Source organism: Lysobacter sp. Hz25 (genome assembly GCF_046097045.1).
Taxonomy (GTDB): Bacteria; Pseudomonadota; Gammaproteobacteria; order Xanthomonadales; family Xanthomonadaceae; genus Lysobacter; species Lysobacter antibioticus_B.
Genome location: NZ_CP175666.1, coordinates 5,968,620 through 5,985,541, shown reverse-complemented (window position 1 = coordinate 5,985,541; position 16,922 = coordinate 5,968,620). Strand labels below are relative to the sequence as shown.

General features: G+C 67.4%; 13 protein-coding genes. 7 read left to right on the top strand and 6 right to left on the bottom strand.

The annotated features are described in order from the left end of the window. Positions 1-310 precede the first annotated feature (310 nt). The 4 genes from rpmH to mnmE all read left to right on the top strand — a co-directional run bounded on the left by rpmH (position 311) and on the right by mnmE (position 4,291). The gene (rpmH, locus tag ACKN61_RS24965) at positions 311-451 is read left to right on the top strand and encodes a 50S ribosomal protein L34 (RefSeq protein ID WP_031374044.1); all 141 of its coding nucleotides are present in this window, start codon (positions 311-313) and stop codon (positions 449-451) included. A 53-nt stretch (positions 452-504) separates the two neighbouring features. Further along, positions 505-939: a ribonuclease P protein component gene (gene rnpA / locus ACKN61_RS24960; RefSeq protein ID WP_408951740.1), complete on the top strand. Its 435-nt coding sequence runs from the start codon at positions 505-507 to the stop codon at positions 937-939. 15 nt (positions 940-954) lie between these two features. Continuing rightward, complete coding sequence (gene yidC, locus ACKN61_RS24955; RefSeq protein WP_408951739.1) at positions 955-2,676, top strand: membrane protein insertase YidC; 1,722 nt, start codon at positions 955-957, stop codon at positions 2,674-2,676. 247 nt (positions 2,677-2,923) lie between these two features. Continuing rightward, complete coding sequence (gene mnmE, locus ACKN61_RS24950; RefSeq protein WP_408951738.1) at positions 2,924-4,291, top strand: tRNA uridine-5-carboxymethylaminomethyl(34) synthesis GTPase MnmE; 1,368 nt, start codon at positions 2,924-2,926, stop codon at positions 4,289-4,291. A 1,125-nt stretch (positions 4,292-5,416) separates the two neighbouring features. On the opposite strand, the gene ACKN61_RS24945 is transcribed toward mnmE, so the two are convergent. Together ACKN61_RS24945 and ACKN61_RS24940 are read right to left on the bottom strand one after the other, a co-directional pair. After that, positions 5,417-6,520 carry a hypothetical protein gene (locus ACKN61_RS24945; protein ID WP_408951737.1) on the bottom strand — a complete coding sequence of 368 codons (1,104 nt, stop codon included), beginning with the start codon at positions 6,518-6,520 and terminating at the stop codon, positions 5,417-5,419. Then, positions 6,520-7,590: an SPFH and helix-turn-helix domain-containing protein gene (locus ACKN61_RS24940; RefSeq protein ID WP_031374030.1), complete on the bottom strand. Its 1,071-nt coding sequence runs from the start codon at positions 7,588-7,590 to the stop codon at positions 6,520-6,522. Before ACKN61_RS24940 ends, ACKN61_RS24945 begins: the two co-directional genes overlap by 1 nt. Before the next feature lie 609 nt (positions 7,591-8,199). On the opposite strand from ACKN61_RS24940, the gene ACKN61_RS24935 reads away from it, so the two are divergent. Then, positions 8,200-9,195 carry an energy transducer TonB gene (locus ACKN61_RS24935; protein ID WP_152566405.1) on the top strand — a complete coding sequence of 332 codons (996 nt, stop codon included), beginning with the start codon at positions 8,200-8,202 and terminating at the stop codon, positions 9,193-9,195. A 192-nt stretch (positions 9,196-9,387) separates the two neighbouring features. On the opposite strand, the gene ACKN61_RS24930 is transcribed toward ACKN61_RS24935, so the two are convergent. The 4 genes from ACKN61_RS24930 to ACKN61_RS24915 all read right to left on the bottom strand — a co-directional run bounded on the left by ACKN61_RS24930 (position 9,388) and on the right by ACKN61_RS24915 (position 13,940). Continuing rightward, positions 9,388-10,575 carry an ABC transporter permease gene (locus ACKN61_RS24930; RefSeq protein ID WP_408951736.1) on the bottom strand — a complete coding sequence of 396 codons (1,188 nt, stop codon included), beginning with the start codon at positions 10,573-10,575 and terminating at the stop codon, positions 9,388-9,390. Next, positions 10,572-11,318: an ATP-binding cassette domain-containing protein gene (locus tag ACKN61_RS24925; protein WP_408951735.1), complete on the bottom strand. Its 747-nt coding sequence runs from the start codon at positions 11,316-11,318 to the stop codon at positions 10,572-10,574. Before ACKN61_RS24925 ends, ACKN61_RS24930 begins: the two co-directional genes overlap by 4 nt. Positions 11,319-11,437: 119 nt before the next feature. Next, the gene (locus tag ACKN61_RS24920) at positions 11,438-12,931 is read right to left on the bottom strand and encodes an alpha/beta hydrolase (RefSeq protein WP_408953904.1); all 1,494 of its coding nucleotides are present in this window, start codon (positions 12,929-12,931) and stop codon (positions 11,438-11,440) included. 262 nt (positions 12,932-13,193) lie between these two features. Next, the gene (locus tag ACKN61_RS24915; protein ID WP_408951734.1) at positions 13,194-13,940 is read right to left on the bottom strand and encodes a ferredoxin--NADP reductase; all 747 of its coding nucleotides are present in this window, start codon (positions 13,938-13,940) and stop codon (positions 13,194-13,196) included. A gap of 227 nt (positions 13,941-14,167) precedes the next feature. Here ACKN61_RS24915 and ACKN61_RS24910 point away from each other — a divergent pair, with 227 nt between their 5' ends. Next, positions 14,168-15,154 carry an ABC transporter ATP-binding protein gene (locus ACKN61_RS24910; RefSeq protein WP_408951733.1) on the top strand — a complete coding sequence of 329 codons (987 nt, stop codon included), beginning with the start codon at positions 14,168-14,170 and terminating at the stop codon, positions 15,152-15,154. Beyond that, the gene (locus ACKN61_RS24905) at positions 15,151-15,960 is read left to right on the top strand and encodes an ABC transporter permease (RefSeq protein WP_031374023.1); all 810 of its coding nucleotides are present in this window, start codon (positions 15,151-15,153) and stop codon (positions 15,958-15,960) included. Before ACKN61_RS24910 ends, ACKN61_RS24905 begins: the two co-directional genes overlap by 4 nt. Positions 15,961-16,922: the final 962 nt, after the last annotated feature.

The window sequence follows — 16,922 nt, the reverse complement described above, 5'->3', positions numbered from 1 at the left end:
CTGTAATGCGTCTTCTTATGCGTAACTGACTCGGTCGGCAGGCCTGGCGGCGCAGCGGACGAAAGCGGCCGAGCGCACGATGCGAACATCGTGGCGGACAGGGCCGGGGGTCGGTCAGACTACCATCGGGACCCAGTCCGGAACAGGACTAATCCACAGGTTCATGCACAGGCTGCGCGCGTCGCGCCGACGCGCACGACGCCGTCGTCGACGGGTCGGTCCAAACGTCAAAGTAAACAAGGGCTTGACCCGGACTCTGGGCAACCTCTAGAATCGGCGGTCCTATTACGTCGTTACATCGAGCCGGATCATGGCCACCAAGCGCACCTACCAGCCCAGCAACCTCAAGCGCAAGCGCGACCACGGTTTCCGTGCCCGCATGGCGACCGCCGACGGCCGCAAGATTCTCGCCCGTCGTCGCGCCAAGGGCCGCAAGCGTCTCTGCGCCTAAGCGTCGATTCGGCCGCCTGCGCTGACCCAGCGTCGCGCGGCCGTACGCATACGATGAATTCGACCCGCTTCCCGCGCATCGCGCGGGTACGCGCGCGCTCCGACTTCGATCGAATTTTCAAGCATGGTCGGCGCGTGGCGCTGCCCGTGCTTGCTCTGCATTTCCAAGCCGATCAGGCCGTCGCCCCGCGACTGGGTCTGGCCGTGTCGCGCAAGGTCGATCCGCATGCGGTCGGCCGCAACCGCATCAAACGCGTGTTGCGCGACGCCTTCCGCCATGTCCGGGACGAACTGGCGCCGGGCGACTATGTAATCGTCGCCCGCCCCGGCGCCTCGCGCTGCAGCGGCGAGGAACTCCGCACCGCCTTCCACAGTCTGCTCAAGCGCGCCGGTACCCGGCCTGCGCCTGCATTGCCCCTGACTCCTGCGCCCGGCACAATGCCGGCCGCTTCCCCCTCCGACCCCCTGCCGGACCCCGGTCCCGGCTGAGCCTGCCTGCTGCCCATGAACCAGACCCGTGCTTTTCTGATCCTCGCCTGGCTGATGGTGGCGACCTTGTTGTGGATGGAATGGGGCAAGGAGAAGTCGGCGCCGCCGGCTCCGATTGCGGCCGCCGTCGCACCGGCCAGCAGCGTGCCCACGGCTGCGCCCGCAGTTGCCGCCGGCGTGCCGGGCGCTCCGAACACCGCCGCGGTGCCGAACACCCCGGCCGCCGCCTCGACGGTGACCACCGCCGGCGCCACCGCCGGCGAGGCCCTGGTCGTGGTGACCACCGACGTGCTCAAGGTCAACCTGCGCGGCGGCGAGCTCAGCGAAGCCGACCTGCTCAAGTACCCGATGACCTCCGAGCCGAACAGCCCGCCGATGCGTCTGCTGGCGAGCGACTCGACCCTGTACTTCGTCGCCCAGAGCGGCTGGGTCAGCCAGGGCAACGCCGCGCCGACCCACGAGTCGGGTTTCCGCTACGCCGGCGACCAGCGCAACCTGGTCCTGGCCGCGGGCGCCAACGAACTCGCCGTGCCCTTCACCTGGACCGGCCCGAACGGCGTCAGCATCCAGCGCACCTACACCTTCCGCCGCGGCGACTACGCCGTGCGCGTGCGCGACGAAGTCGTCAACGCCAGCACCTCGCCGTGGCAGGGCTACGTCTACCGCCAGCTCAGCCGGGTGCCGCGTGAGCTCGCCCACAAGGGTCCCTTCAGCCCCGAGCAGTACAGCTTCCAGGGCGCGGCGTGGTACAGCCCGACCGACAAGTACGAGAAGCGCAAGTTCGAGGACTTCAGCGACGACGGCAAGCTCGACAAGCAGGTCAACGGCGGCTGGATCGCGATGTTGCAGCACCACTTCTTCGCCGCCTGGATCCCGGGCGCGAAGGACGCGGGCCAGTTCTCGCTCGAAGAGCTCAGCGCCGGCGCCGCGCCGCAGTACTTGATCCGCGACATGGGCCCCGGCGTCAACGTCGCCCCGGGCGCCAAGGCGGTCACCGAAGCGCGCCTGTGGGTCGGCCCGAAGCTGGTCAAGGCGATCGAAGCCCAGGACGTCGCCGGCCTCGACCGCGCCGTCGACTTCAGCAGCTACAGCATCTTCGCGACCCTCGCCAACGGCCTGTTCTGGCTGTTGGAGAAAATGCACAACCTGTTCGGCAACTGGGGCTGGGCCATCGTCGGCCTGGTGGTGTTGCTCAAGCTCGCCCTGTACCCGCTGTCGGCGGCGCAGTACAAGTCGGCGGCGAAGATGCGCAAGTTCCAGCCGCGCGTCGCCCAGCTCAAGGAGCGTTACGGCGACGACAAGCAGAAGTTCCAGATGGCGCTGATGGAGCTGTACAAGAAGGAGAAGATCAATCCGGTCGGCGGCTGCCTGCCGCTGCTGCCGCAGATGATCATCTTCATGACCTTGTACTGGATGCTCGCCGAGTCGGTCGAGCTGCGTCATGCGCCGTGGTTCGGCTGGATCCAGGACCTGACCGCGCGCGATCCCTTCTTCGTGCTGCCGCTGATCAACATCGCGATCATGTGGGCGACCCAGAAGCTGACGCCGATGACCGGCATGGACCCGGCTCAGGCCAAGATGATGCAGTTCATGCCGCTGATCTTCGGCGTGATCCTGGCCTTCTTGCCGGCCGGCCTGGTGCTGTACCAGGTGGCCAACGGCGGCCTCGGCCTGCTGCAGCAGTATCTGACCACCAAGCGCTACGCCGAAGCGACGCCGGCGACCAGCAAGGAATGACGATCCGGTTCGCGCCCTGAACCGATCGACGAAGCCCGCCGCCAGGCGGGCTTCGTGTTTGTGGGGGCTATGCCGGGGGAGGGGCGTCCTGCCGGATTTCCTTGGGTCGCAAGCCGCGACTGCGACCCCGCAAAGGCCGGCGCAAACTTCACCACAGCGACGGGCGTATCCCTGCAGGACCCCACTCCTGCAAGCCGGACCGCGTTACTTTCGTGACGACGACGGAGGGGCCACTATCATGTCGCCCATGACCGACGCCCCCGCCCGCGACACCATCGCCGCCATCGCGACCGCGCCCGGCGCCGGCGGGGTCGGCATCGTCCGCCTGTCCGGCCCGCGTTCGCTGGCCATCGCCGAAACCGTCGCCGCGCGCGCGCTGCGGCCGCGCCATGCGCATTACGTACGCTTCCGCGACGAGCACGACGAGACCATCGACGACGGCATCGCCCTGTACTTCGCCGCGCCGGCCAGCTACACCGGCGAAGACGTGGTCGAACTGCAGGCGCACGGCGGCCCGGCCTTGCTCGAAACCCTACTCGCACGCGCCTGCGCCCTCGGCGCGCGACGCGCGCGCCCCGGCGAATTCAGCGAACGTGCGTTTCTCGAAGGCCGCCTCGACCTCGCCCAGGCCGAAGCGGTGGCCGACCTGATCGCCGCCGCCGACGGCCGCGCCGCGCGCGCCGCACGGCGCGCCCTCGACGGCGAGTTCTCGCGCCGGGTCGAGGCCTTGGCCGGCGATCTGCTCGCCATCCGCGTCCACGTCGAAGCGGCGATCGATTTCGCCGACGAACCGCTCGACACCCTGGGCGGTGCGGCGCTGCTCGCGCGCTTCGCCGCCGCCTCAGCGAAACTCGACGACCTGCTCGCCGCCGCCGAACGCGGCCGCCGCCTGCGCGATGGCTTGCACGCCGTGATCGTGGGCCCGCCGAATGCCGGCAAGAGCTCCCTGTTGAACGCCCTGGCCGGCAGCGACCGCGCCATCGTCACCGACATCGCCGGCACCACCCGCGACCTGCTGCACGAGACAGTCAAGCTCGACGGCGTCGAACTGACCCTGGTCGACACCGCCGGCCTGCGCGACGGCGGCGATGCGATCGAGCGCGAAGGCATGCGCCGCGCGCGCGGCGAACTCGGTCGCGCCGACTTGGCCATCGTGGTGCTCGACGCCAGCGATCCCGAAACCGGTCTGCAGGCGGTCGCCGAGGCGATCGCCGAAGTGCCGGCGCGGTTGTACGTCTACAACAAGATCGACCTGATCGAATCCGATTACGGCTCGCCGACGCCGGTCGATATCGGCGGCGAAGACCGTGTGTTCGTTTCCGCCCGCAGCGGCGCCGGGCTCGACGGTCTGCATGCGCGCCTGCGCGCCTTGGCGCAGGGCGACGCCGCCGAATCCTCCGAAGGCGCCTTCACCGCGCGCGCGCGCCATGTCGACGCCTTGCTGCGCGCACGCGAAGAGCTCGACGATGCGCGCGTGCAGCTCGATCACGAGATGCTCGACCTGGCCGCGGAGGCCTTGCGGCAGGCGCACGACGCGCTCGGCGAGATCACCGGGCGGGTGCGCGCGGATGATCTGCTGGGGCATATCTTTTCGAGTTTTTGTATCGGCAAGTAGCGTGCGCATGGAACCGGTCGCCGCCGATCGCGTTGATTGAGTTCCCGTCGTCGCTTTCCATCGCTCCAGGGTAGGAGCGGCGTCCTACTGGATTTCCTTCGGTCACAAGCCGCGACCGCGTTGCCTCGGTCTCGCCTCGTCGCTCTCGAAGCCGCAAGGGGTAGGAGCGACGCAAGTCGCGACCGCGTCGTGGCGATTGCTGCGCTTCTTACCGCAGAGCGATATAGCAACATCAAGAGCAGAGCTTCCGTCCGCTAACGCGGCCGGGTTACTTTCTTTTGCTAAGCCCAAAAGTCCGTCTGGATTCCCTTCGGTCAAAGGTAACCAAAGAAAAGGGCTCTCCTTGCAAGGGCACAGGCCACGAGTGCGTAGCTAGCGCCGGGATTTTTCGATAGGACATCCTTGTCCTATCGAAAAACGGCGCACGTCCTGTGCGCCGCCCTACGGGTCTCCGGATGTTCTCGCGGGTTCGGTACTGCGCCAAGCTCATCCCGACAACGACAACGACAACGACAACGACAACGGGCAACCGCAACCGGTGATCGACCACTGTAGGAGCGGCGTGAGCCGCGACCGCGAACTTTCGATGGCGACGATACTTCGCAGCCGACATCAAATCCCGTCCTAAGCCATCGTCTTGGCCTTGGCTGTTGCTGTGCGCCGATTCGCACTCGCGAAGGCAATCGAAGACCCGGAGGGCGGCCCGCAGGGATGCGGGCCGTTTTTCATCGGGACAGGGATGTCCCGTATGAAAAATCCCTGCGTCGGCACCGCTCGTGCGGGCCTGTGATTCAAAACAAAAGCATTTTTCTTTGGTTACCTTTCTTTTGTTGCTTATGACAAAAGAAAGTAACCCGCCGCTTTAGTGGCGGAAGCTCTTGGCGTTTGACCTAGACCTAGACCTAGATCTTGCTTGAGCGATACGCCGCGAGACCGAAGCAGCGCAGTCGCGGCTCGCGCCGCTCCTACCCTGCGAAAGTACGTTGCTTCGACGAGCGACGTCGGCGTTGTCGCCTCTGCGCATCCCGTGGTCGCGGCTCACGCCGCTCCTACACGGGAAGGACGGATCTCATTCTGATGCGGTCGAATCCAGCGACGACAGCGCGAGTCCGGTTGCCGGCGCGATCAGCGCCCCAACACCCCGAACACCACCACCGCCGCGATCAACGCCGCCACCACCGCGAAGAAAATCTTGACCCAGCTGTAGGGCCGCTCGCCGGCGAGTTGCCCGGTGTAGCCGTTGGCCAACACCTGGAAGCTGCGCGAGCCGTAGGTGTAGCTGACCAGCCAGACCGGGACCAGGATGTGTTTGAAGGTGCGGCCGCGATACCTGGCGTCGACCTGCAGGTTGCGTTGGGTGTCACCGGGGACTTCGGCCGAGCACAGGCTGCGGGTCTGTTCCTGCATCGAGCTTTCGCTGAGCACCGAGGCGGCGCGCAGGTCGACCTGGTAGCGCTCGACGATCCAGCCGCGCACGAACTCGGGCGAATACGGTTTGAGGTCGCTGGTGGTCGGGAACTGGCCGATCTGTTCGAGCAGGTTCGCGTGCACGCCGACCGTGCCGGGCACCAGGTCGTCGTCGAAGAAGTGCTGCAACGAGCCGGCCGCGGGTTCCCAGCGGGTGTGGCGCACTTGGCGCGTCTTGTGCTGGCCGTTTTCGGTGTAGCTCTCGGTCTCGTAGTAGTAATGACCGGCCTCGGCGGTCCAGTCCGCCGAGACGTGGGCGTCGAAGGTCCAGTACGGCAGGTATACGCCCTTGAGGGTGTCGGTCAGGGCGGCGTGCTTGAGCCGGTTCGGCGCGAACCAGCGCGTGCCGTACCACTTGCGGATGATGTCGCGCACCTGGCCGTCGCTGATCTTGAACGGCAGCAGGCTCTGCGGGGTGATCGCATCGCCGAGCGATTCGTGGTCGATCACCGCCGGCGAGCCGCAAAATTCGCAGCGCTGCGCGACCTTGCCGTCGACGAACACCGAGATCGCCTTGCAGCTTTGGCATTGCACTTCGCGGCGTTCGCCGCCGCCGCCGTAGCCGCGCTGGTCGCTGGGGTGCTGGGCGAGCGCGCTGACCAGATCCAGTTCCACGACCTGCTCGCCCAACGCTTCTTGCGCAGGCGACCACGGCACGATCGTGCCGCAGTAGGGGCAGGCCAGGGACTGCTTGGCCGCATTCCATTGCAGATCCCCGCCGCACTCCGGGCAGGGATGCTTGCCGACGGTGGCGTTGTCCATCAGCCGCGCAGGAATTCTTCGAGTGCGGCCTTGGCGATGCGGGTGGCGCTGCCGATCTTGCGGGCCTTGAGCTCGCCTGCGGCGATCGCGGCCATGACGTCCTCGACCGAGACGCCGAGCGCGGCGGCGGCCTGCTCGGGCGTCAGCACCTCAAGCGCGTTGGCCGCCCCCGGCACCGGCGGCGGAGTCGCGCCGGCGGGGGCCTGCGCCTGCCCGCTCTGCATGCTGCGCATCATCTCCTGGGCGATGCCGAAGCCGACCGCCATCTGCGCCGGCACCGCGGCGGCCGCGCCGGCTTCGCCGCCCTGGCCCATGGCGTGGCCCATCTGGAACTTCACGTAGTCGTTGAGGTTGCCGACCACGCCCATGCTCGAGCGCGCGTCGATGGCCTTCTCGACTTCCGGCGGCACCGACACGTTCTCGAGCACGAAGGCGGTGATCTCGATGCCGTACTTGCCGGTCATGGCCGGGTTGATGATCGGCAACAGCGCGTCGCCGAGTTCGCCGTAGCGCGAGGCCACGTCGAGCGCCGGCACGTTGGCGGTCGCCAGGGCCTCGGTGAACACGCTGACGATGCGCGAACGCATGGTGTCGGCGAATTCGTCGAGGCGGAAATTCTGGTCGGTGCCGGCCACTTCCCTGAGGAACTTGGGTGCGTCGACGATACGGAAATCGTAGGTGCCGAAGGCGCGCAGACGGACCACGCCGAAGTCGGCGTCGCGCATCATCACCGGGTTGGAGGTGCCCCACTTGTTGCCGGTGAACAGGCGCGTGTTGAGGAAGTAGACGTCGCACTTGAACGGCGAGTTGAAGCCGTACTTCCAGCCCAGGATGGTCGACAGGACCGGGATGTTCTCGGTCTTGAGGGTGTGCTTGCCGGGTCCGAACAGGTCGGCGTACTGGCCGGCGGCGACGAACTGCACCTGCTGCGACTCGCGCACGATCAGCTGGGCGCCGTTCTTGATCTCCTTGTCGTCGTCCGGGTAGCGGAACGACAGGGTGTCGCGCGAATCATCGGTCCACTCGATGATCTCCAGCAGCTCGCCCTTGATGAAACCCAGAATGCTCATGTCCCGCTCCCTGCCTGTGGTGCGGCGATTCTAGAACACGCCGGTTTAGAGCAGGCTGCTTTAGGGCAGGCCGCTTAGAGCAGACCGGCCCCGGGCAATCCGAAGCAATCCGATCCAGGGCAAGCCGATCCGGAGCAGACCGATGTGAGGTCTGCGACGGTCGGCGGGCCCGGCCGCTGGGTCGGGTTCGGACCGAACCGGGGCCGCATGGGGTGGAGGGCAGGGTGGACGCGATGCGACCGCCTGCCCGATGTCCCGGCCGGGCTCGCGCAACCCCGCGCCGCGCACGATGTTGCATCGCCGCGACGTCGCCCCGGCCCGGGCGGACCCTCGCGCCGCCGGGTGACGAAATTTGTGCAATTCGTCGCGCCAGGGGCGCGAACCGACACACCCGGTATCGGTCCGGGCCGCGATGGGTGGCACACTCCATGTCTGACGCCTATCCCGAGGCCCCCAGCCAACCTGAACGCTTGACAAACGCGGCTCCGTAGCGCGTCCTATCGGGCGTGCGCCCGGCCCCGTATCGGACGGGTCTCGCGTACTTCAGGGGAGTTTTTGCCAATGATCGTCGCTAACAATGACCGGCGTAACAGCCGGCTGTCCGCTGTAATGCAGGTCTCCGCCGTGATCGCGCTGGGATGCGCGCTGGCGGCCTGCGGAAAGAAGGAAGACGCCGCGCCCGCCACGGATGCGGCGCCCGCGACCGCGGCCACCGCTCCGGCGGTGACGGCGCAGACCGCCGTATCGGCCAAGGTCTCGGCCTTGTCGGTCGAGCAGCTGCGCGAGGCCGCCCGCAAGGCCTATGTGGAGAACCGCCTGTACGCGCCGGCCGAGGACAACGCCGTCGAGTACTACCTCGCCCTGCGCGAGAAAGCCCCGGCCGACGCCGTGGCCTCGAGCGCGCTGACCGACCTGCTGCCGATGACGGTCATCGCGACCGAACAGAGCGTGGGCCGCGAGGACTTCGCCGAAGCCCAGCGCCTGGCCGCGCTGATCGAACGCGCCGATCCGCAGCATCCGGCGGTCGCCCGCCTGAAGGCCAGCATCGGCACTTCGCAGGAGGCCCTGGCCAAGCGTGCCGAGCAGGAAAAGCTGACCGCCGAAGAGCAGCTCAAGAAGCAGGCCGAGGTGGAGAAGCAGCGCCAGACTCAACAGCAGCAGCAACAGCAGCAGGCCGCCCAGCAACTGGCGACCCAGCAGGCCGCCGAACGCCAGGCGGCGACGCAGCGCGAAGCCGAGCAACGTGCGGCCGACCAACGCGCCGCCGAGCAGCGCGCCAGCGAACAGCGCAGCGCCGAGCGTCCGGCCGCGACCGAGCGTGCGGCGACGGCGTCGACCGCGACCCCGGCCAGCGAACTGCGCGCCGTGTCGACTCCAGCTCCGCGCTATCCGCCGGAAGCCCTGCGGGCCGGCCAGTCGGGCGAGGTGCAGGTCGAGTTCACCGTCGGCACCGACGGTTCGGTCACCGCCGCACGCGTGGTCCGTTCCAACCCGGCCCGCGTGTTCGATCGCGAAGCCGTCAACGCGGTGCGCAAGTGGCGTTTCCAGCCGGTCCCGAGCCAGGTCACCACCCGGCGCACGATCGGCTTCAACCCGGGCGGTTGATCCGCGCGGCGTTCGCCGTCATCGCAGAACGAAAAAGCCCGGCGCGAGCCGGGCTTTTTCTTGGGTGTTGCCGGGTGTCGCAGCGGTGGGGTTCGATCCGGGGCCTCGCTGCCGCCGGCCCTGCCAGTCGCAGGCCGCCTCGACCAGCCCGGCTCAGCCCAAGGCCGCCTACAGCGGCCGAATCAAGCCGAATTAACCCGATATCGCCAGCGTCTCGTTGTGGTAACGGCGCACCGCCGCGAACCACAGCAGCGCCGCCAGGGCGAAGGCCGTGGCCAGGTACACCGCCCAGATCTGGCCCGAGATCGCCTCGCCGCGGATCACCTTGAGCAGCAGCTGGTTCTGCGCCAGGAACGGCACCGCGAACTGCCACAGCTGGGTCTTGAGCGGGTTGACCATCAACACGAAGGTCGGCAGCAGCGGCATCAGCATCAGCCAGGTGATGTGGCTCTGCGCTTCCTTCAGGCTCTTGGCCGCGGCCGAGAGATAGGTCAGCAGCGCGGTGCCGATGAACGACATCGGCATCAGGATCAGCAGCATCTGGCCGATCGCCGGCAGGCTGACGTCGAGCATCTGGCCGATGCCGCTGCTCATCTGCGAACTGAGCTTGAAGGCGAACAGGGTCAGCAACAGCGACAGCAGGCCGAGGATACAGGCCGCGGCGATCTTGCCGCTGACGATCGAGCCGCGCGAGGCCGGGGTGGCCAGCAAGGGCTCCAGCGACTGGCGTTCGCGTTCGCCGGCGGTGGCGTCGATGATCAGGTAAGCGCCGCCAATGAAGGACGTCATGATCAGCAGGTAGGGCAGCAGCGCCGACAGCACCAGGCCGCGCTTGGCCTCGGGCGTGGCGACGTCGCGGTCGCCGACGTTGACCGGCTGGGCGACCGTGGCGGCGATGCCGCGGGCGAGCAGGCGCAGCACGCCGACCTGGCGGCTGTAGCCCTCCAGCGCCGCGCGCACGCGCCGGCTCGGGATCTCGGCGTCGCGGCGGGTGCTGTCCTGGACGATCTCGACCAGGGCCGGCTCGCCCTGCTTCCAGTTCTCGGCGTAGTCCTTGGCGACGATCAGGGCGACGTCGTGGTCCTGGTTCTGGATCGCCGCGTCCAGGTCGGCCGGCGCCGCGATCGCGACGATATTCTGGGTGGCGAGGAACTTGATCAGGTTCGGCGCGTGTTCGGCGCCGCGCACCGGCACCCGCAGCTCGGTGTCGAGCTGGGTGCGCGCGCGGTTCTCGGCCAGCGCGCCCATGCCGAGCATCAGCAGCGGATACAGCAGCGGGCCGAGCAACAAGGCGATGGCGAGGGTGCGGCGGTCGCGCGAGATGTCGAGCAGTTCCTTGCGGATCACCGCCCACATGGCGGAAAAGGCGGCGGTGTTCATGCGTGCAGGCCCTCGTCGCTGCCGATCGCCTGGACGAAGGCGTCTTCGAGATTGTCCTGGCCGGTTTGCGCGCGCAGCTCGTCGGCGGTGCCGGCGGCCACGACCTGGCCCTTGGCGATGATGACGATGCGGTCGCACAGCGCCGCCACCTCTTGCATGATGTGGCTGGAGAAGATCACGCAGCGCCCCTCCTCGCGCAGACCGCGCAGGAAGCCGCGCATCGCCCGCGTGGTCATCACGTCCAGGCCGTTGGTGGGCTCGTCCAGGATTACGTTGCGCGGGTCGTGGACCAGAGCGCGGGCGATCGCGGTCTTGGTGCGCTGGCCTTGCGAGAAGCCTTCGGTCTGGCGGTCGAGGATGTCGCCCATGTCCAGCGCCTGCGACAGCGCGCGGGTGCGCTCGTCGATCAGGCCGCGCGACAGGCCGTGCAGCTCGCCGAAGTAGGCGATGTTCTCGCGTGCGGTCAGGCGCTTGTAGACGCCGCGCGCATCCGGCAGCACGCCGAGCGCACGACGCACCGCGGCCGGGTCGCGGCCGGCGTCCATGCCGTCCACGCGCACTTCGCCGCGGTCGGGCCGCATCAGGGTGTAGAGCATGCGCAGGGTGGTGGTCTTGCCGGCGCCGTTGGGGCCGAGCAGGCCGGTGATCTGGCCGTCGCGGGCTTCGAAGTCGACGCCTTGCACGGCATGGACGGTACCGGTCTTGGTCTTGAAGCTTTTATGCAGATCGTGAGCTGAAATCATGGCTTCCACGCGATTCGGTTATGAGGACGGGGAGTCGGAACGGCGAAGGTCGTCGGTACGGGGCGGTTTCATCGGGCGGTCTCGTCGCTTCCCGATTCCCCATGGCCGATTCCCGGTTCTTACGGCTCCCAGCCGTTGAAAGAAACGAACGGCGGCACGTAGCCGAGCGCATCGAGGCAACGCGCATCGAGCTGCTTGGCGTCGGCGCTTTCGACGAACTGCCCGAGCAGCTTCGGCGTGCAGCCGATGCGCAGCGCACCGTGGCCCTGGCCGCGCAGGATCAGATGACGGCCGTTCGGCAGGTGCTTGACCACTTGGTCGCCGTAGCGAGGCGGCGTGACCGGATCGAGTTCGCCCGACAGCAGCAGGGTCGGCAGGCTCGACTTGAACGGCGCGTGGAAATCCTTCGGGCGCTGCCCGGTCGGCCAGGCCTGGCACTGCGCGATCAGGGTCTTGCTCATGGCGTCGCCGATCACCGTGTCGGCATCGCGCGGATCGGGCTTGAGCAGGTCGACGTCCTCGGCGCAGATCACCGACAACTGCATGCCGTAGTTGAGCTCGTCGTTGAGCTGGCTCTCGATCATCTTCGACAGCGCCATCAGCGGCGCGTAGCGGCCCTGGTCGGCTTCGTTCAAGACCAGCGGCAACAGCGAAGCGGCTTCCGGCGCGTACGAGAACATCCGGGTCAGCATGCCGACCTGGACCGCGCTGATCGGCGCGCGCTTCTGCTCGCCGGTGTGCGGGTCGCGGTAATCGACCTCGACCGGCGTCTGCAGGCGCGCCATGAGCTGGCGCAGCTGTTCGCGCGGTTCGCCGCCGAAGCGCGCGCGGCAGGCCGGGATCTGCTGGCACAGCTTGAACTGCAGGGCGAGGGCGTTGTCGAGATTGCGCGCGTGCTCGCTGCCGAGCACGAGTTCGTTCGGCACCACGCCGTCGAGCACCACGCTGCGGGTGTGCTGCGGGTAGCGAGTGGCGTATTGCTGGGCGACGCGGGTGCCGTAGGACACCCCGACCAGGTCGATCTTGGCTGCGCCGATGGCGGCGCGCACCGCGTCGAGATCGGCGATCGCGTCGCTGGTAGTGAAGCGGCTGGCGTCGACCTTGAGTTGCTTGGCGCAGTGCTCGACCGCTTGCACCGCGGCGTCGAACTGAGCGGCCTCGTCGCGATGGGGCTGGTTTTCGCCGCTGGCGTCGCGGCAGGCGAGCGGCGAGGACTTGCCGGTGCCGCGCTGGTCGATCAGGACGATGTGGCGGTGCTTGCGCACCTCGCGGAAGGCCGCATCGACGCTCGGCCAGGATTCGGTCGCCGCCTGGCCGGGGCCGCCGGCGAGGAAGAACACCGGGTCCTCGGCGACGCCGGCCTCGTCGGTGGCCGGCAGCCAGGCCAGGTTGAGCTTGAGCTTGCGGCCCTTGGGCTCGGCGGCGTTCTCCGGCACCTCGAATTGCGTGCACTGCGCCGCGATCGTGCCGCTGGCATAGGGCGTGGACAGGGTGCAGGGATCGAACACGATCCGGCCGTAGTGGCGCTTGATCGCGTTGCCGTCGTGGCCCTTGGCGCTGTCGTTCGCGGAGCCGTCCCGGCCGCAGCCGCTCAGTGCGGCCGCCGCGAGCATCGCGGCGAGTCCGACGACCGCGAGGCTGCGCGGTCGGTATCCGTATCGAAATGGGTGCATGTCCGTTTCTCGTTCCCAGGCGGTGCGCCTTCAAGAATGACAGACGGGCGCGATGGGAAAAATGTGACCGGACTGAAGCGACGGATTTCGATGCGGGGCTGCGCGCTCGCAACCGAGGCGGCGATGGAGTCGCTGCGGCGCCTCCAGGCAGGTGCCGCCGGGCCCGGCTCCGCGCTGCGGCGCCGGGTCGCGCGCTGGGCGCTTACTTCGAGGAGACGTACTTCTCGCGGCGGATCTGCGGCACCGGCAGGCCGTAGCCCTTGAGCGCCTCGAAGCAGGTGTCGACCATGTTCGGGTTGCCGCACAGGTAGGCGATGTCGCCGTCGGCGCTCGGCGCGAACTCTTCCAGGAACTGCTGGACGTAGCCGTGGCGCACGTCCGCGTGCGGCTGCTCGGGCAGCTCGCGCGAGAAGCAGGGCACGAAGCGGAAGTTCGGATGGCGGTCGGCGAAGGCGCGGAAGTCGTCGCCGTACAGCAGCTCGACCGGCGAGCGTGCGCCGTACAGCAGCACGACCTCGATGCCGCGGTCGCGGATCTGGGCTTCCAGTTGCGGCAGCATCGCCCGGTACGGGGTCACGCCGGTGCCGGTGGCGATCAGCAGGTAGCGGCGGTTGGTGTCGGCCGGGTTGAGACAGAAGCGGCCGAACGGCCCGCTGGCCTGGACCAGATCGCCGTCGCCCATGCCCTCGAACAGCGCCGTCGCAGCGCCGCCGGCGACGTAGCTGACCGCGATCTCGACCGTTTCGCCCGCGCCCAGGGCGTGGTCGTGGATGTTCGCCAGCGAGTAGCTGCGCTTGGTCGCGGTGCCGTCGGCGTACTGGAAGTGAACCTGGATGAACTGGCCGGGGATGTAGTCCAGCGGCTCGCCGTCGTCGCGCAGGAAGACATAGTGGCCGACGGTCGGGGCCAACATCCGGCGCGAAACGAGTTTGAGCGGAAACTGCTTCATGGAGATCGTGCTTCTGGATCGTGCCGTCTAAGGCGCGTGGGCGTTCGGACGCGAAGGGCGACCCGGGCGATGGTCGGTGCGGCCGTCTGGTGCAAAGTCTGGGGACTGTGCGGGGCTGCGCAACGCGGGAATTCGCAACAGTCTGTGACCGGAGCGCCACCGCGGGGCCGCCTATACTAAGGCATTCGCCGCGGGGCCCGCGGCCAGGCTTCCCGAGAACACTCCGAATGACCCAGTCCCAGGCCGCCTCCCCAGCGGCATCGGCCGAGCCGGTGCCGGCCCTGCGCGTGCGCGCACTGCGCAAGACCTACGACAACCGCGTCCAGGCCCTGAAGGGCGTGTCCCTGGACGTCGCCCCGGGCGACTTCTTCGCCCTGCTGGGCCCCAACGGCGCCGGCAAGTCGACCCTGATCGGCATCGTCAGCTCGCTGGTCAACCTCAGCGAAGGCTCGGTGTCGATCTTCGGCACCGACCTGGCGACCCAGCGCCAGGCGGCGATGCGCCTGATCGGGCTGGTGCCGCAGGAGCTGAACTTCAACATGTTCGAGAAGCCCATCGACATCCTCGTCAATTACGCGGGCTTCTACGGCGTGCCGAGGGCGGTGGCGCTGCAGCGCGCCGAGGAAGAGCTCAAGCGCGCCCAGCTGTGGGAAAAGGCCAACATGATGAGCCGCACCCTGTCGGGCGGCATGAAGCGGCGGCTGATGATCGCCCGCGCCATGATGACCCGGCCGCGCCTGCTGATCCTCGACGAGCCCACCGCCGGGGTCGATATCGAGATCCGCCGCGGCATGTGGAAGACCCTGCGCGAGATCAACGCCGCCGGCACCACCATCATCCTGACCACCCATTACCTGGAAGAGGCCGAAAGCCTGTGCCGCAACCTGGCGATCATCGACCAGGGCCGGATCGTCCAGCAGGGGCCGATGAAGACCCTGCTGGCGATGCTCGACGTCGAGGGCTTTCTGTTCGACATCGACGGCGTGCTGCCGGCGGCGCTGCCGCAGATCGAGGGCACCACCGTGGTCGCCACCGACGACCACACCCTCGACCTGGAAATGCCGCGCGCGATGGACCTCAACCGGGTCTTCGCCGCGCTCGGCGAGGCCGGCATCCGCGTGCGCTCGATGCGCACCAAGTCCAACCGCCTGGAAGAACTGTTCGTGCGCATGATCAACCAGCCCGAAGTCGCGCAGACGGAGACCGCCGCATGAGCCAGACCCTGCCCGCGGCCGTCGCCGAACCCACCCCGATGCGCCGCAACCTGGTCGCGCTGGGCACCATCGTCCGCCGCGAAGTGATGCGGATCCTGCGCATCTGGGGCCAGACCCTGGTGCCGCCGGCGATCACCATGACCCTGTACTTCCTGATCTTCGGCGGCCTGATCGGCTCGCGCATCGGCGAGATGGGCGGCTACAGCTACATGGAGTTCATCGTCCCCGGCCTGGTGATGATGAGCGTGATCCAGAACAGCTACGGCAACATCTCCTCGAGCTTCTTCGGCGCCAAGTTCGGCCGCCACGTCGAGGAGCTGTTGGTCAGCCCGATGCCGAACTGGGTGATCCTGTGGGGCTACGTCGCCGGTGCGGTGCTGCGCGGGTTGATGGTCGGCGTGATCGTGCTGCTGATCGCCATGTGCTTCACCTCGGTGCGGGTGCCGCATCCGCTGGTGACCCTGACCACGGTGTTGCTCGGCGCGACGATCTTCTCGCTGGCCGGCTTCGTCAATGCGGTGTACGCGAAGAAGTTCGACGACGTCGCGATCGTGCCGACCTTCATCCTGACCCCGCTGACCTACCTGGGCGGCGTGTTCTATTCGGTCAAGCTGCTGCCGGCCTGGGCCGAGGCGGCGACCCACGCCAACCCGATCTTCTACATGGTCAACGCCTTCCGCTACGGCCTGCTCGGCAGCAGCGACGTGCCGTTGTGGGTGGCGTATGCATTGATGATCGGTTTCGTGGTGGCGCTGTCGTCGTTGGCGTTGTGGTTGCTCAAGCGGGGCGTCGGTTTGCGCAGCTGAGGCTGCGCCTGCTGGAGGGTTTCCCGGCGCGGCATTCCGCCTTTGTAGGAGCGACGTGAGTCGCGACCGCGGGACGCGTAGAGGCGACGGCGCCGATGTTGCTCATCGAAGCGGCGTGCTTTCGCGAAGGGTAGGAGCGGCACAAGCCGCGACCGCGCTGTAACGGGTTTTCCGCGTTTCGCTCAAGCAAGATCAGGATCAGGATCAAACGCCAAAAGCTTCCGCCACTAAAGCGGCGGGTTACTTTCTTTTGTCATAAGCAACAAAAGAAAGGTAACCAAAGAAAAATGCTTTTCTTTGAATCACAGGCCCGCACGAGCGGTGCATTCGCGGGGATTTTTCATACGGGACATCCATGTCCCGATGAAAAACGGCGCGCATCCGTGCGCGCCGCCCTCCGGGTCTTCGTCTGCCTTCGCTAGTGCGAGGCGACGCACAGCAACAGCAAAATCCTTGCGGCAACGGCAACGGCAACGGCAATTTTGTTGTTGCCGTTGCTCTGAAGAGCTTGGCGCGGCGATGAGCTAGGGAGAACACCTGGAGACCCGGAGGGCGGCGCGCAGGACGTGCGCCGTTTTCCGATAAGACAGGGACGTCTTATCGGAAAATCCCGGCGCTAGCTGCGCACTCGTGGCCTGTGCCCTTGCAAGGAGAGCCCTTTTCTTTGGTTAGCTTTCTTTTGGGCTTAGCAAAAGAAAGTAACCCGGCCGCGTTAGCGGGCGGAAGCTTTGCACCTGTTTGAAGAAGGGCACGTCGTGAGTTCTTCCCTTGTAGGAGCGGCGTAAGCCGCGACCACGGCGCATCAATCTCGCGTCGTTGCCAGCCGCAGCCCGTCAGGGTAGGAGCGGCGCAAGCCGCGACATCGCTGCGACGGTCTTACCACGCCTATTTCAAGCAAGATCAAGATCAAGATCAAACGCTAAGAGCTTCCGCCACTAAAGCGGCGGGTTACTTTCTTTTGT